Consider the following 15,076-nt stretch of genomic DNA (forward strand, 5'->3'; position numbering starts at 1 on the left):
GAAAAGCAGCTTACTATCTTTTTTCCCCTATCCCCATGAAAATAAACGCTGAGGCTTCTCATCAAATTCTCATTTTTCTCTAAGGACATTATAAGCAGTCATCAAGTAAACTGGTAATTGTTAAGAAATTAAGGAGGTTTTTACCAATGAAGACAATTTTACTATCAACGGTAGCAGGAGCATTACTGTTTAGTGGAATCTACGCTAATACCGGAGAAGCGGAAGAAGTCACAGCAGATAAGGAAGCAGTGACTATGGAAGAGCAAACAGGTGCAAATACGCAGGAAGAAATGGATATTATCCAGGATCAAATTCCATCTGGAAATGAATCTGTCCAAGTAGTGGAGGATAACCCGCATAAGCGTATTCTATTTATTGGTGATGACGCTAATCAGAAAAAATACAAAACAATTTTTATCAAAGAAACAAGCCGTTTAAAGATTATTGACTTAAATGGCGGACAAATTTTTAATGAAATCATCTAAAATAAGGTAAGATAAACCCATCTCAAATTGATCGAGATGGGTTTTTAAATAAGTAAAAAAGGTATTGACCTTGACGCTGCGTAAATCTCTATACTAAAAAATGAAAGGAGGGCAAACGAGATGAAATACACCATCAAACAAGTAGCTGACATGTCTGGTATCAGCACACGCACACTCCGGTATTATGATCAAATTGATTTATTAAAGCCGGCGGAGCATTCGGATGCAGGATATCGTCTCTATGAAGACAAGGAATTAAATCGGTTGCAGCAGATTCTTCTTTATCGTTCCTTAGGGATGAAGCTGGAGCAGATTCAATCTGTATTAGATAATCCTGCATTTCATACGCTCACTGCCTTGGAAGAGCATCAGCAAAAATTAGAGGATGAAAAAGAAAAGATAAACCGATTGTTAGCTACCGTGAAAAAAACAATTCAACATACAAAGGGAGAGATTACGATGACAGCGGAAGAAAAATTTGAAGGATTTAAGAAAGAACGCCTGGAAGAGAATGAACGGTTATATGGCGAAGAAATCAGAGAAAAATATGGAGAGGAAACAATAGAAAAATCGAATAAAAAATTTATGAACCTCAGTGAGACAGATTTTCAGGAAATGCAGCGGATAGAAGATGAATTATTTAGGAAGCTGGAGCAGCTGGCAGAGACGAAGGATTTAGATACACCAGAAGCAAAGGAAGTGTATGAACTTCATAAAGAATGGCTGCTGTATTCTTGGCCGAATTATTCCGTTGAGGCTCATAAAGGCTTGGTACAAATGTATATGGCAGATGAACGATTTGCGAAATATTATAATAATCGTGCGAAAAAAGAGGTTGTTTCTCTCTTGCATGATGCAGTAGTTAAATATGCAGCGGATTGATTCTGCTGAAAAAAATCGGGGAAGCGTTTTCCCGATTTTTTTATATACATGAATCTTTTCTGGTGCTCTTGCGTAAATACTATAAAACGAAACGTTATTCTGTGAGAATTTTTGGTTTTTTCTCACAGAAAGTAGATGAGTGATTCAGAGGCTGTTCATCTCCCGTCAGAATAAATTGATTTCTACTCTGTATTTTGAGGCGGGAATTTTACGGACGATTCCTCGTGATAAAAGGTATTTACAAAAAGGAGATAAGCCATGCAAGAAGCACTTTTAACCTACCAGTGGGAATTATTTATCGCAGCGGAGATTCTTTCTGTTGTTATGCTCTTATTATTTGGATTAACGAGATACTTGCTGAATCAGAAAAAGTTAAGCGTCATCTTCATCAGTTTATTTTTAGCTTTGTTTATTTTTGAAGCAGGGCTGGCTCTCTACATTTATCAAATCACCGGAGAAATCAGCACTTTCCAGATTATCGTTATGCTTTTTGTGCTCTATGCCTGTACTTTTGGTATCGCAGATTTTAAACGTCTTGACCGCTGGATGCGGCAAACGATTGGTAAGTGGCGCGGTGTTTCCTTATTAACGGAAAAAGATATGCAGGTAATGGAGCGCCAGCAGGATACAAAATATATTGCCCGTAAAAATCGTATGAGTGCAATGATTCATCTGGTTATTTTTATCATTGTACAAGCAGGGTTGTGGATTTATGGACTGGGTGGGACAGCAGGAATTGTGGATTATTTAACGGATTTGACTTGGGTGGAAGTGGATGATTATCGGCAGTCCCCGTATGCCAGTGAAACAGCGTTTAGCATGTCCAAGCTTTGGGGGCTTATCTTTATCGTTGATTTTATTTATTCCTGGTCGTATACCTTTTTCCCGAAAAAAACGAAAGCATAATTAAAAAAGCTGGAGAGAATGAAGCAGGATCTTATGAAGGGGCCATTCTTTTCAGCTTTTGTTATGGAAAATAAGTCTGGAGCTTCAACAGTTGACATCGGTATTCTTTTAGCTATAATATTTAGTAATTATAAAATTACAAATTACTGATAATGATATCCATTGGAGGTGAAAAATGATGGTGGAGGAGAAATCAAAGTATATTACACCAGACGGTTATACGAGTGATATTGCCGTATTTACCATTGTTTCAGAGAATGCTGAACCCAGGGAACAACGCAAAAAAGAGCCGCCTCAAAAAAGATTAAAGCTTTTATTAATCAAACGGGCTAAAATGAATGCAGAGGGAAAACCTAATATTGAAGCCGACAAATGGGCGTTGCCCGGAGGGTTTGTGGATGCGGAAAAAAGGGAAACTGCTTTACAGGCAGCAACGAGAGAATTAAAGGAAGAAACAGGCGTAGAAAATGTATTCTTAAAGCATTTCGGCACGTACGATGCATGGGGAAGAGACCCGCGCGGCTGGATTATATCCAATGCGCATTATGCCATTGTACCGGAATTTCAGCTTGAAAAACGAGAAGCGGCGGATGATGCAGCGGAAGTTGGGTTGTTCTCATTGGATGAGATAGGTGAGCTTGCATTAGCGTTCGATCACGAACAAATAATTGCAGATGCTGTATCCTTAATTGAATGGGATATGCTTCATTCCACCATTGCTAAAAACTTTCTGCCTAATGAATTTACTTTATCTGAATTACAGCGTGTACTGATGACGGTATCCAATCATTCCAGAATCACAAACACATCTGTATTTTTTGGAAAAGCTCCCAAATTACCTTTTTTAGAAAAAGTTGTCGATCAGCATGGAAACTTAAAGAAAACGGAACGGAATTCATTCAGGCCGTCCCAGTTATATCAATTTAACGATTATGTTGTTTTCTCAACTATTTGGTAATAAAATAGAAGACGTATAAAACGAAACTTCATTCCGTGAGAGCTTTGCTTTTCTCTCACTGGATCAGGCGGAGTTGTTCAGAAAATGAGGTCTCGCCTAAGCAGATTTAATTATTCCCCTTCTACTTGGAGGAGGGAGATTTACGGACAGTCATCCGTGATAAACCACAGGAGGAAATCGGAAATGAATTATATAGATGACAGCTTAATGCTGCATACAGATCTTTATCAAATAAACATGGCTGAAACGTATTGGTATGATGATGTACATCAGCGTAATGCTGTGTTTGATTTATACTTTCGCAAGCTCCCTTTTGGAAACGGCTATGGCGTATATGCCGGTTTAGAAAGAATTATCGAGTATTTACATAATTTCCGCTTCAGTGAATCGGATTTAACCTATTTACAGGAACTCGGCTATAAAGAAGATTTTCTCGATTATTTGCGTCAGCTTCGTTTTACCGGATCGTTGAAATCCATGCATGAAGGAGAGGTTGTTTTTGCGAATGAGCCGATTATCCGTGTGGAGGCGCCGTTAGCAGAAGCACAATTATTAGAGACTGCTTTATTAAACATTGTGAACTACCAAACACTGATTGCGACGAAAGCTTCGCGCATCAGGCAGCTGGTCAGAGATAACCCGGTGATGGAATTTGGAACACGCAGAGCACAGGAGATGGATGCAGCCGTGTGGGGAACGCGAGCGGCGTATATTGGCGGATTCAATGCAACCAGTAATGTCCGGGCAGGCAAGCTATTTGGAATCCCTGTATCCGGAACACATGCCCATTCGATGGTTCAGGCTTATCGAGATGAATATACCGCCTTTAAAAAATATGCAGAGCGTCATCGTGAATGTGTCTTTTTAGTAGATACATACGATACACTCAATTCGGGCGTGCCGAATGCGATTAAAGTTGCTCAAGAATTAGAGGATACTATTGATTTTAAAGGGATCCGGATTGACAGCGGCGACCTAGCTTATTTGTCGAAGGAAGCCAGAAGAATGATGGATGAGGCTGGATTCAAGGATGCAAAAATTTACGTCTCCAATGACTTAGATGAATATACCATCGCCAGTCTGCAAGCTCAGCATGCGAAAATCGATGTATGGGGAATCGGCACAAAATTGATTACGGCATATGACCAACCTGCGCTGGGAGCGGTTTATAAACTTGTATCGATTGAGGATGAGCATGGAGAAATGGTAGATACCATTAAATTGTCCGGAAACCCGGAAAAGATGACCACACCAGGCAAGAAAAAAGTGTATCGGATTATTAATAAGGGAAACCACCATACAGAAGGGGACTACCTGACATTAGAGGATGAAGATCCGAATCAGGAAGAGGAAATTATGCTTTTCCACCCGATTCATACGTATTATAAAAAAATGGTTTCTAATTTTGACGCAGTAAACCTGCATCTTGATATTGCTGTCGACGGTGACCTTGTCTATGAATGTCCAAGTCTTCTCCAAGTACAGAATTACGCAAAGAGCCAGCTTCAGCTTTTCTGGGATGAATATAAGCGGACAAACTATCCGGCTGAATATCCAGTCGATTTAAGTATCAAACTATGGAATAGTAAGATGGAGCATATTGAAAATGTGAAGAAACAGCTAAAACAAGATTAGAATCATTGATTTTATCGGAATACGGATAAACTTTCTGTTTTTTTACCGCAGTGAAATGTTTGTATGCCAAGTGAAAGCTGCTGGTTTGCTAAGAATAAGTGAATTCGACGTTTTCGAATAAAGGAGTGTTTAGGAATGAGTGAATTACAGCAATCCGTTATCAACGCATTACATGTAAAGCCAGAAATCGACCCGAAGGAAGAAATTCGTCTCCGTATTGATTTTATGAAGGAATATTTGCAGAAATTTAGTTTTGCCAATGGCTTTGTCCTTGGAATATCGGGGGGACAGGATTCTACCTTGCTTTCGAAACTGGCTCAATTGGCAATAGATGAATTGAATCAGGAAGAGGAAGGAGAAACGTATCAATTTATTGGTGTGGAGCTTCCATATGGAAAGCAAGGCGATGCAGATGATGTAGCAGATGCGATTGAATTTATTCAGCCTTCGAAAGTGCTGACAGTTAATATTAAGGAAGCAGTAGATGCAAGTGAAAAAGCATTGCGTGCTGGAGGAGTCGTTATCAGCGATTTTCTAAAAGGGAATGAAAAAGCAAGAGAACGCATGAAGGCGCAATATAGCATCGCAGGGGTGCATAACTGCTTTGTATTAGGAACCGATCACGCCGCAGAAGCAATTACCGGGTTCTTCACCAAGCATGGAGACGGAGCTTGTGATCTGGCACCCCTGGAAGGGTTAAATAAGCGTCAGGGAAAACAACTGCTGAAAGCGTTAGGCTGTCCGGAGCATCTCTATTTGAAAAAACCGACTGCAGATTTAGAGGATGACCGTCCGGCCTTAGCTGATGAAGAAGCATTAGGTGTTACGTATGAAGAAGTGGATGATTATTTAGAAGGAAAAGAAATATCTCAAGAAGCAAGAGAAGTTATTGAAGGCCACTATATCAAAACGATGCATAAGCGGGAGCCGATTGCTTCTATTTATAATGATTGGTGGAAATAAGAATTGCAGAGGGCGGATGAATGATTCGTCCTTTTTTCTTTTTTAATAAAGAAGTGGCTTTTGTTATAAGGGAGAGGAAGGGTGATGAAGCAGTGAAGTATGTTATCGGTGTGGATTTAGGGACCAGTGCGGTAAAGTTGCTTTTGGTCAATCAGAAGGGAAAAGTAGTTCAAGAGGTATCGAAGGAATATCCATTGATGCAGGAAAAAGCAGGGTATAGTGAACAAAATCCGGAAGACTGGGTAGAGCAGGCAATAGCCGGCCTGACGGAGCTGACAGATCGATTTTCTGGGAATTTATCTGATATTGAAGGAATCAGCTTTTCCGGGCAAATGCATGGTCTTGTTTTAGTGGATGATAGTCACGAGGTAATCCGCCCGGCTATTTTATGGAACGATACGCGCACTACTGCAGAATGCCGGGAAATTACAACGTGTGTTGGAGAGGATACGCTTTTAGAAATACCAAAAAATATGGCCTTAGAAGGTTTTACATTAACTAAAATTTTATGGGTTAGAAAGCATGAGCCTGAAAATTACGCAAAAGCAAAGCTGTTTTTATTGCCGAAGGATTATTTGCGTTTTCGCCTGACTGGTCAATTACATATGGATTATTCAGATGCTGCAGGCACCCTTTTATTAGATATAAAGAAGCGCTCATGGAGCAAGGAAATCTGTGAAGCCTTAGATATTCATCCTGATTTGTGTCCGCAGCTGGTTCCTTCTCATGAAATGGTTGGGAGCTTCAAGAGAGAAATAGCAGAAAAAACCGGTTTGTCAGAAGAAATGAAAGTGTTTGCAGGAGGAGCTGATAATGCTTGTGGAGCGATTGGTTCCGGTATATTGGAAGAAGGAAAAACGATGGTCAGTATCGGTACTTCCGGTGTTGTTGTCTCCTATGAAGCGAATGGAGATAAATCGTTTGAAGGAAAAGTGCATTACATGAACCATGCTGCTCCAGATGCTTATTATACGATGGGGGTGACACTTTCTGCAGGTCACAGTTTATCCTGGTTTAAGAACACCTTTGCAAAAGAACGGACGTTTGACGACCTTATAAAGGAAGCAAAGGATGTACCGGCAGGAGCAAACGGACTTTTATTCACACCTTATCTTGCTGGAGAACGTACACCCCATGTGGACGCCTCCATACGCGGCAGCTTTATTGGCATGGACAGCTCACATGAGCGCAAGCATTTTACCAGAGCAGTAATTGAAGGAATTACATTTTCTTTAAATGAATCGGTAGAAATTTTCCGGGAGCATGGAAAAGTGATTGATAAGGTTATCGCCATTGGCGGCGGAGCCAAAAGTGAGCTATGGCTGCAAATTCAGGCAGATGTATTCGATGCTGCAGTAATAAAGCCGAATAGTGAGCAAGGACCGGGAATGGGAGCGGCGATGCTGGCAGCTTATGGAGCAGGGTGGTTTGAAACACTGCAGGAATGTGCTTCTGTTTTTCTGGAGGATGCAAAAAGGGTGGAGCCTATTCCGGAAAATGTAGAGAAGTATAAGGAATTGTTTAAACTGTATAAGTCTGTTTATGGTTCTACGAGACAAGTAAATAAGGATTTAATGCAATACCGGAATAGCGGTAAAGCATAGTCACCTATCACACCTTCCTCTCTAGATGAATAATCTGTAACGATACGTTAAAGAGGAAGGCGGAGGGGCATGGATACTTTATTTACACTAGCGTATGAAATTGGTTCGCTTTATATTATTGTCGCCATCGGGTGGATAATCAGACGTAAGGGACTGATTTCTGAACAGGGTCAGCGTTCATTCACGACCTTATTATTATATATTGCTTTACCTTGTCTAATAATTAGTTCTATGCATATGCCCTTCCAATATGAACAAGCTTATGGCGCCCTTATTATGTTCGTCCTTTCCATCTATATCATGGGAGGGACCCTTTTTGTAAGCAGGTTTATCACGAAAAAACTAACGCTGCCGGTGAACCGAAGCGCTGTATTCGAAAATGTAATTTTATTTGGGAATCAAGGGTTTATCGGCATGGTGATTATCCTGCAGCTTTTTGGGCAAGAGGGAGTCCTGTTCGCTTCGGTATTTAATCTGATTTATTATGTCCTGATGTGGACATATGCGATTTATATTATGAATCCAGAAGGACTTCCCATGTCCAAGACGATGTTTATCTTAAAAAATCCCGGCTTTCTAGCAACAATAGCTGGTTTTGTTTTATTTATTTCTCCTATTCAGATCCCGGCTTTTATCATGGATCCTATATCTACGATTGGACAAATGACAGTACCTTTATCCATGATTATGATTGGCATGATGATTTCAACCGTAACGTATGCTAAAGTTCTTGCCTATATGAAGGATATTTTTGTTTATATTGCTGTAATGATTCGATTGTTTATTTATCCCATTGTCTTTTTTTTGCCATTGCTGTTATTTAAGCTTCCATTTGAATTATTTATGATAGCATGTTTGCTTTCCGCGACGCCGAGTCCGGCAACAATAAGTATGTACGCACAAGTATATGGAGGAGATATGGAATTTTCGGCGGTAGTTGTCTTTTTCTCTACACTTCTTTCGGTTGTCAGTATTCCGATTGTTTATTTGGTGTTTTTGCTGTTGATTTAGTGGTGGTGAATAGAAAAGTTATGGTTTACTATTAAAGTTTGTGTTTATGGCTATGAATTTGATGAATAATACAGCCCAGAGATTTTATCACCTAACATAAAAAAGTTCCAATCCTTCTTTTTGATGACTGGAACTTTTTATGTTGTTTTATACCGGGCATGGTCTAGTTAAGTTGCTGCAAAAAGACTGGATATGTAAAAAGATTTTCACGGTGTAAATCTTTTTGCTTCACTATCTTCAGGATAATCCAATTGATTCGGATTATAGCTTATTAACTCAATCAGCATGCCCCATGGTGCACGGCCATAAACAAATTCTCCAGATCCGTTTTCTACATCCCCTAATAGCTCGCCAGGTTCTGTTAATAATTCGCCGCCTGCTTCCACAAAAGCGTCAGCTGACTGCTGGATATCATCAACATAGAATGCAACGTGCTGGACTCCAAAATCAGAGGCAATAACAGGTTCTCTTTGTTCGGTATCTTTAAAATGAAAAAGCTCTATGTTGGAACCATTGTCAAAAGAAAGAATCCGTATATGGATCACCTTCGCCCCATTTTTCAGACCTAACGTTTTTTCAACAGCTTCTCCCTGCTGCGGTTCGTCGCCTAATTTCTTATTATCGTAAGCAATTTTTGCATGGAAAGCTTTTTTGAAAAATGTTGTTGCTTCTTCAATATCTGGTACTGTAATTCCTATATGGTCAATACCGCGTGTCAAATTTGCCATGAGTTAGCCACTCCTTTATGAAATGAATAAATGGAAGTAAGAAATAAAAAGAGCTGCCGTACAATCGATTACCTCATTGCACAACAGCCTCCTTTCGTATAAGTGATTTCTTTATTTACAGGTGAAACTTGTCTTCTATTTTTTAATCTTTTAAAACTCTTCATAAACAGCCGGGTCTTGATCCTTCAAACGCCCATCTGTCTTGGTAAAACTGTTGATTATCGTCATCTCTTCATTACTTAATTCAAAGTCAAATATAGAAATATTTTCCTTCTGGCGGACTGGTGACGCTGATTTAGGGATTGCCACCGCTCCCAGCTGATAGTGCCAGCGGAGAATAATTTGTGAGATTGTTTTGTGATGCTTTTCAGCAATTTTTTGTAAGGTTTCATCCTGCAGGAGGTCGCTTGCTCTGGATAAAGGGCTCCAGGATTCTGTTACAATCTGATGGTCCGTATCCCATTTCAACTGCTCTGCCTGATTGAATCGCGGATGTAATTCAATTTGGTTCACAGTCGGCAAAATCCCTGTTTCTTTTTCAAGCCGCTCTAAATGTTCTGGTAAGAAGTTGCACACACCGATGGAACGGATATAACCAAATTTCTGTGCATCAATTAACGCTTGCCAGGCTTCCACATAGTTATCCTGAATGGGATTTGGCCAGTGAATCAAGTATAAATCATAATAATCCAGATTAGCGCGGAATAAGGATTCTTGAATCGTAACAATGGCATCATCATAATGATGATAACGTCCGGGAAGCTTTGATGTGATAACTAATTCTTCACGTGGTACGGAGCTACGACGTACGGCTTCTCCAACGGTAGCTTCATTTTCATAGTTGTACGCTGTATCGATCAAGCGGTAGCCATTTGTGATTGCCGTATTGATTGCTTGTGCGCCTTGCTGTCCTTTCAGCTTGTACGTACCAAAGCCGACAGCAGGAATTTGAACACCGTCATGTAATGTGATTTCTGGAATTTGATATGTCATCTGTATATACTCTCCCTTCGCTTATACTTAAAATCCTACCTGTCTGCTCCGGAAAATTCAAACAATTTGTCTTTACCGTTCAATCGTTTCCATCTATGTATTCGGCGGCGTTTGGTTTAAAGCATCCTGGCCAAATCGATGATAATAATCAAAGCTCCCAGCAAAAATAGAGAGAAGGCCATCCATTCTAAACGATGAAAACCTTTTAAAGCCACTCTTTTATCTGGTGCCTTCGGGTTAAAATAAGCCCAGCAATACATTCCCAAATACTTTCTGGGTATTACACCGTCTGTTGCAGTAAAAGTATCAATAGAGGTAACATAATACAGTTCGTCATTATATTCCAGTAAAACTCTATAATTGTAGGCGACGATGCTATAGCGGCCTTTCGCACCGCGGTTATATCCTACAATTTTTCCTTCTACTAATTCACCAGTTAAAACACTCTTTAATTTTAAGAAAATAACAAACAAAGCTGCAATGCAAAGCAATAAACCAATAAAAGCCAACGATTTCCCATCCTTTTTTCGTTTATTATAAATAGTATTTATCTGGTATTATTGCATTTTTCACCTGTTTTGAACAATATAAAATTTTATCCGGTAACCACTTTTTATCCGTTGTTTTTAAAATTTCTCCTTAAAGAAAAAACTCCTACCTGATAAAGGTAAGAGAAGGTGGAGATACATTTCATCTGCTTTAGAATCTAACTTACATGCATTCCTGCAGATTCGTTGATATTTGCCAGGTAATCCCGAATTTATCTTGCACCTGTCCATAAGCAGGGCTCCAATGTGTCTCTTGAAGCGGCATAAGCACCTTGCCTCCTTGCTGCAATTTCTCAAATGTATCTTTAGATTTGCCGGCGTCTTCTAATGTAACACAAACGTGGACCTGTGAACCCGTCTCAAGGGGCTGCCCTGGAAAAGTATCAGACAGCATAAAATACGTATTTCCTATTTGTATCTGGGCATGCAGGATACGGTTCTTTGCTTCAACCGGAAGAGCAAATTCCGGATTCTCAGGCAGGTCGCCAAATGTTTGTACCCCTAATACTTCAGCATCCAGTGCTTCTTTATAAAAATCGATTGCTTCTTTTCCGGTACCATCCATTGTTATATAAGCGTATACTCCTGCAGGCATCGTATTCTCCTCCTAGGTTTGTTTAATCATATAGGCAGTAAGGTTTTTTAATTTTTCATTCTCAAACGTATACCAGTCATTAAAATAATAAGTGACAGACCCATCTTCATCTGTAAACTGCATTTCACCCTCCACAACAGCTGTATTTCCTTCAATGAGTGTTCGGTAAACTTTATAGACATCTGCCTTATAACCGCGCATCGGCTCCATTTTTTCAATAAAAGCTGCTTTTCCTTCACTAATACCTTGACCAACTTCATTCATGATAATATCGTCTGCGGCTGCTTCAAAAATAAAATCAACTTTTCCGTTGGCGAAAGCAGTGTTAAACTTTTCCATTAATTGCCTAGTAACGGTCAATTTTCTTCACTCCTTTTCTCTTTTTTTTAGTATAACAGCAGTTGTTTACACTGATTTCTTCTCGATTGCTCCATTTAAAATAATTTAATGTGAAATCGGTGACTGCTGCAGGAAATGTTTCATGAGTAATGGTAACGAAATAAGGATGGGCGGGTCTGTAATTTCCGGTTTTCTCATAATCAGGCGGGTTTCGGGCAGTGAACGTTTTCCATCAATACTGATGGGATAGGGATGGCGTGCACGTAATGTTTCCTGCGGGATAAGAATCTTTTTGGAATCCATTTCCCATGAAATAGCGGTTGCCATCAGAAAATAGGTGCCAACAGGAATATTCGTTAAATGAAAAGAATGAGAATGTATTAATAAGGTGCCGCGGACTGGCAGTCCTTCTGGAATCGGCTTTGGAAATAGCCCCGCCAGAATAATACCGTTGATTGGTTCATCTGTCTGAATCGATCCAGATAATTGGCGGGCAGAAGCAGTATGCATGGATGGAGGCTGCCATTTATTTTGCTTTAAATCAGTCATATATGCTTCCGGGTGCTGAAGAGAAGCACGAAAGGAGGCAGGTGTCATTCCAATACTTTTGGTAAAGCGTGTTGTAAAGGTACCGAGGCTTTGCTGGCCGATTTCAAGACCGATATCCCGGATAGGAAAAGCGGTGTCTAATAATAATGTTTTGGCAAGCTGCAAGCGTAAACTGGAAATAAAGTACATCGGTGATACGCCGATCTGCCGTTTAAACATACGGGAAAAATGAAATGGACTGTAAGCTGCTTCATCAGCAAGAACGTTGAGTGAGAGGTCCTGATCTAAATTCTGCTGAATAAATACAATGGAATCCTGAATGGTCTTATTTGGTGTCAGCATTTTTAAAAGCCTCCTTCTATTCTGAGTATAGCTGAAAATAAGAGAATATCTATACTAATATTAGAATTTTAAATTATTTTAAATGGTTAATCTAAATTTAATAAATTTCACAATGGATCCTGAACTGTGAAACAATACACTGGGAAAAGTTTGCATGGAGCACAAAAATTCTATATAATGAATATAATTTATGAGAGAAATGGAGGTGTAGAGATGTTTTTAGGGCTTGAGAAATCGTGCGGAGACTGGATGGAATTCTTATATTACTGCCGTGCGAAATTTGCGCTATTTGCTGCCTGCGGGATACGTCTGTCCTTTTTTAGCAATTTAATAGCAAATACGAAAGCAAAAAAGCATCTCTGCATCGGATAAAGTACGGTTATGTGAAATAAAGTGACGTCTGAAAGCACACAGAGAGGTACGCTCTTTGTGTGCTTTTTGCTGTCTTTATCTTCGGCAGAGAAGGTAAAGGGGAATAAATAATGATTTGTCAAATGAATCAGGTTAAGAAAATGTACGGAGGAAATATCATATTTGAAGATTTAACATTGGAAGTAAAAGAAAAGGAGCGAATCGGAATTGTCGGCAGGAATGGAGGCGGCAAGACGACACTGTTACGGTTAATGGCAGGAATTACAAAGCAGGACGAAGGAAATATTCATTGGAAAAAAGCGACGACCATCGGTTATTTAGAACAGATACCTCATCCGGGGGAAGGCATCAGTGTATTTGAAGTGCTAAAACAGTCTAATGAGGAAATAGTAGCTTTGGAAAAACAAATGAAGCATCTGGAGCAGGCGATGCAGAGCCCGGAATCAGAACAGGATATGACTGCAGCTATTAAGGCATATGGTGAAGCGCAGGAACGATTCACTGTGTTTGGCGGATATGAATTAGAGGCAAATATTGATCGGATTACGACGGGCTTGCACATTCATGATTTATTACAAATGCCTTTTGACCAAATCAGCGGCGGAGAAAAAACAAAGGTTGGCTTAGCGAAGATTCTTCTTCAGAATCCAGATTTACTATTACTGGATGAACCGACAAACCATTTAGACCTGCAGGCAGTGGAATGGCTTGGTGAATTTTTAAATAACTATAAGGGAACTGTGGTTGTCATCTCCCATGACCGCTATTTTCTCGATGAAGTCGTGGAGCGGATTTTAGATTTAGAGGATGGAGAGCTGGCTGTGTATCATACGAATTTCTCCGGTTATGTGAAGGAAAAGGAAGAGCGCCTGCTCCGGGAGTTTCAGGCCTATGAAGAACAACAGAAGAAAATCAAGAAAATGAAGGAAGCTATTAAGCGTTTGAAGGAGTGGGCGAACCGGGCCAATCCGCCCAATGAAGGACTGCATAAGCGGGCAAAAAATATGGAACGCGCGCTGGAGCGAATGGAAAAAATAGATAAGCCGGGGCTAAACCGAAAAAAGATGCAAATGGAATTAGACAGCTCGGATCGAAGCGGTAAAGATGTAGTTGTGATGACCGATGTGCGGAAGCAATTTGGAGAAAAACTGCTTTTTAATCATGTATCTATGCATATTCGTTATCAGGATCGTGTTGCCATTATTGGGGAAAATGGAACAGGAAAATCAACGCTGATTCAGCTGATGCTCGGCAATGTATCTCCAGATAGTGGAGAAGTCATGATTGGCAGCAATGTGAAATTTGGTTACCTGTCACAGCATGTATTTCATGATATTGACCCGAATCAGACGGTGCTTGAAACCTTTCGTGAAGCAATTTCCGTTACGGAGGGAAAGGCAAGACATATTCTGGCAAAGTTTCTTTTTTACGGAGAGCATGTTTTTCGTAAAGTTACACAATTGAGCGGCGGTGAAAAAATGCGTCTGCGCTTAGCACAGCTGATGCATCAGGACATCAATACGCTTATACTGGATGAACCGACGAACCATTTAGATATTGATTCCAGAGAAGTATTAGAGGAGACGTTGGAAGGGTTTGGAGGAAGTCTGATTGCTGTCAGCCATGACCGCTACTTTTTAGATAAACAATTTGATTATCTGTATTGGATAGAAAACAAACAAATATCAACGTATCTGGGGAATTATTCTTGGGCAAAGAAAAAACGGAAAGAACAATTATCGGAAAAGCAAGAAACGCTCTTTTCCTCTGACAAAAAAACAGATAAAAAAATGAAAAAATCGTATAGAACCATAGAAGACCCGTCAATAATGTTAGAGAAGCTGGAACAGCATATTGAAGCGTTAGAAGCGGAAATTTATGCGATAGAGCTGCGTATGGCAGGAATAGCTGATGCAGAAGAACTGCAAAGGTTACAAGAGCAGAAGGAAAATAAAGATAGTGAAAGACAACACGCCTATGAAAAGCTGGTAGTTTTAGAGAATGGGGATTAAGGCATGATGGCATTCATCAACCAATTCGGTGAATGCCTTTGATAAGATGAGGATGGGACCGGGATTACTCGCCCATCAAAAAACTTTTGCGTTTTATTCGCCTCCATGAAAAACGTTTACTAAAATTTTAACGTATCTAAATATGCAAAAAATG

General features: G+C 39.9%; 16 protein-coding genes. 10 read left to right on the forward strand and 6 right to left on the reverse strand.

Annotated elements, in window-relative coordinates; all coding sequences use genetic code 11:
* The first annotated feature begins 146 nt into the window (after positions 1-146).
* The 8 genes from ACZSMY_RS14765 (at position 147) to ACZSMY_RS14800 (ending at position 8,444) form a co-directional block, all read left to right on the forward strand.
* Positions 147-485, forward strand: coding sequence for a hypothetical protein (locus tag ACZSMY_RS14765; RefSeq protein ID WP_465147928.1), 339 nt, complete (start codon positions 147-149; stop codon positions 483-485).
* A gap of 120 nt (positions 486-605) precedes the next feature.
* Entirely contained in the window at positions 606-1,367 is a 762-nt protein-coding gene (locus tag ACZSMY_RS14770) for a MerR family transcriptional regulator (protein ID WP_289584979.1), read from the forward strand.
* 258 nt (positions 1,368-1,625) lie between these two features.
* Positions 1,626-2,273 (forward strand): hypothetical protein, encoded by a 648-nt coding sequence (locus ACZSMY_RS14775; RefSeq protein WP_042531864.1) that lies wholly within the window; start codon positions 1,626-1,628, stop codon positions 2,271-2,273.
* 175 nt (positions 2,274-2,448) lie between these two features.
* Entirely contained in the window at positions 2,449-3,231 is a 783-nt protein-coding gene (locus ACZSMY_RS14780; RefSeq protein WP_042531866.1) for an NUDIX domain-containing protein, read from the forward strand.
* Between the two features lie 183 nt (positions 3,232-3,414).
* Positions 3,415-4,866 carry a nicotinate phosphoribosyltransferase gene (locus ACZSMY_RS14785; protein ID WP_042531868.1) on the forward strand — a complete coding sequence of 484 codons (1,452 nt, stop codon included), beginning with the start codon at positions 3,415-3,417 and terminating at the stop codon, positions 4,864-4,866.
* Positions 4,867-5,001: 135 nt separating this feature from the next.
* The gene (gene nadE, locus ACZSMY_RS14790; protein ID WP_042531870.1) at positions 5,002-5,829 is read left to right on the forward strand and encodes an ammonia-dependent NAD(+) synthetase; all 828 of its coding nucleotides are present in this window, start codon (positions 5,002-5,004) and stop codon (positions 5,827-5,829) included.
* 92 nt (positions 5,830-5,921) lie between these two features.
* Positions 5,922-7,433, forward strand: a complete 1,512-nt coding sequence (xylB, locus tag ACZSMY_RS14795) for a xylulokinase (RefSeq protein ID WP_042535988.1) — start codon at positions 5,922-5,924, stop codon at positions 7,431-7,433.
* A 69-nt stretch (positions 7,434-7,502) separates the two neighbouring features.
* Entirely contained in the window at positions 7,503-8,444 is a 942-nt protein-coding gene (locus ACZSMY_RS14800) for an AEC family transporter (protein ID WP_465147929.1), read from the forward strand.
* A gap of 206 nt (positions 8,445-8,650) precedes the next feature.
* On the opposite strand, the gene ACZSMY_RS14805 is transcribed toward ACZSMY_RS14800, so the two are convergent.
* The 6 genes from ACZSMY_RS14805 to ACZSMY_RS14830 form a co-directional block, all read right to left on the reverse strand.
* A complete protein-coding gene (locus ACZSMY_RS14805) occupies positions 8,651-9,172 on the reverse strand; it encodes a VOC family protein (RefSeq protein ID WP_042531873.1) in 522 nt (173 codons plus the stop codon).
* A gap of 150 nt (positions 9,173-9,322) precedes the next feature.
* Positions 9,323-10,165: an aldo/keto reductase gene (locus ACZSMY_RS14810; RefSeq protein ID WP_256705690.1), complete on the reverse strand. Its 843-nt coding sequence runs from the start codon at positions 10,163-10,165 to the stop codon at positions 9,323-9,325.
* Positions 10,166-10,281: 116 nt separating this feature from the next.
* Positions 10,282-10,674: a DUF3592 domain-containing protein gene (locus tag ACZSMY_RS14815; protein WP_042531877.1), complete on the reverse strand. Its 393-nt coding sequence runs from the start codon at positions 10,672-10,674 to the stop codon at positions 10,282-10,284.
* 202 nt (positions 10,675-10,876) lie between these two features.
* Positions 10,877-11,308 carry a VOC family protein gene (locus ACZSMY_RS14820; protein WP_042531879.1) on the reverse strand — a complete coding sequence of 144 codons (432 nt, stop codon included), beginning with the start codon at positions 11,306-11,308 and terminating at the stop codon, positions 10,877-10,879.
* A 12-nt stretch (positions 11,309-11,320) separates the two neighbouring features.
* Entirely contained in the window at positions 11,321-11,668 is a 348-nt protein-coding gene (locus ACZSMY_RS14825; protein ID WP_465147930.1) for a nuclear transport factor 2 family protein, read from the reverse strand.
* Positions 11,669-11,752: 84 nt separating this feature from the next.
* Positions 11,753-12,538 carry a helix-turn-helix transcriptional regulator gene (locus tag ACZSMY_RS14830; protein WP_465147931.1) on the reverse strand — a complete coding sequence of 262 codons (786 nt, stop codon included), beginning with the start codon at positions 12,536-12,538 and terminating at the stop codon, positions 11,753-11,755.
* A gap of 213 nt (positions 12,539-12,751) precedes the next feature.
* Here ACZSMY_RS14830 and ACZSMY_RS14835 point away from each other — a divergent pair, with 213 nt between their 5' ends.
* Positions 12,752-12,910: an RAxF-45 family protein gene (locus tag ACZSMY_RS14835; protein ID WP_343766485.1), complete on the forward strand. Its 159-nt coding sequence runs from the start codon at positions 12,752-12,754 to the stop codon at positions 12,908-12,910.
* Positions 12,911-13,017: 107 nt separating this feature from the next.
* On the forward strand, positions 13,018-14,922 hold the full coding sequence (abc-f, locus tag ACZSMY_RS14840; RefSeq protein ID WP_281422720.1) for a ribosomal protection-like ABC-F family protein: 1,905 nt from the start codon (positions 13,018-13,020) through the stop codon (positions 14,920-14,922).
* Positions 14,923-15,076: the final 154 nt, after the last annotated feature.

The organism is Oceanobacillus sp. B139/18 (assembly GCF_055524595.1).

What these genes read in the sequence shown, in the direction of transcription:
- ACZSMY_RS14765 (WP_465147928.1), top strand. Translation starts at nt 147, where the DNA reads ATGAAGACAATTTTACTATCAACGGTAGCAGGAGCATTACTGTTTAGT.
- ACZSMY_RS14810 (WP_256705690.1), bottom strand. Translation starts at nt 10,165, where the DNA reads ATGACATATCAAATTCCAGAAATCACATTACATGACGGTGTTCAAATT.
- ACZSMY_RS14770 (WP_289584979.1), top strand. Translation starts at nt 606, where the DNA reads ATGAAATACACCATCAAACAAGTAGCTGACATGTCTGGTATCAGCACA.
- ACZSMY_RS14775 (WP_042531864.1), top strand. Translation starts at nt 1,626, where the DNA reads ATGCAAGAAGCACTTTTAACCTACCAGTGGGAATTATTTATCGCAGCG.
- nadE (WP_042531870.1), top strand. Translation starts at nt 5,002, where the DNA reads ATGAGTGAATTACAGCAATCCGTTATCAACGCATTACATGTAAAGCCA.
- ACZSMY_RS14835 (WP_343766485.1), top strand. Translation starts at nt 12,752, where the DNA reads ATGTTTTTAGGGCTTGAGAAATCGTGCGGAGACTGGATGGAATTCTTA.
- ACZSMY_RS14780 (WP_042531866.1), top strand. Translation starts at nt 2,449, where the DNA reads ATGATGGTGGAGGAGAAATCAAAGTATATTACACCAGACGGTTATACG.
- ACZSMY_RS14830 (WP_465147931.1), bottom strand. Translation starts at nt 12,538, where the DNA reads ATGCTGACACCAAATAAGACCATTCAGGATTCCATTGTATTTATTCAG.
- ACZSMY_RS14800 (WP_465147929.1), top strand. Translation starts at nt 7,503, where the DNA reads ATGGATACTTTATTTACACTAGCGTATGAAATTGGTTCGCTTTATATT.
- ACZSMY_RS14785 (WP_042531868.1), top strand. Translation starts at nt 3,415, where the DNA reads ATGAATTATATAGATGACAGCTTAATGCTGCATACAGATCTTTATCAA.
- ACZSMY_RS14820 (WP_042531879.1), bottom strand. Translation starts at nt 11,308, where the DNA reads ATGCCTGCAGGAGTATACGCTTATATAACAATGGATGGTACCGGAAAA.
- ACZSMY_RS14805 (WP_042531873.1), bottom strand. Translation starts at nt 9,172, where the DNA reads ATGGCAAATTTGACACGCGGTATTGACCATATAGGAATTACAGTACCA.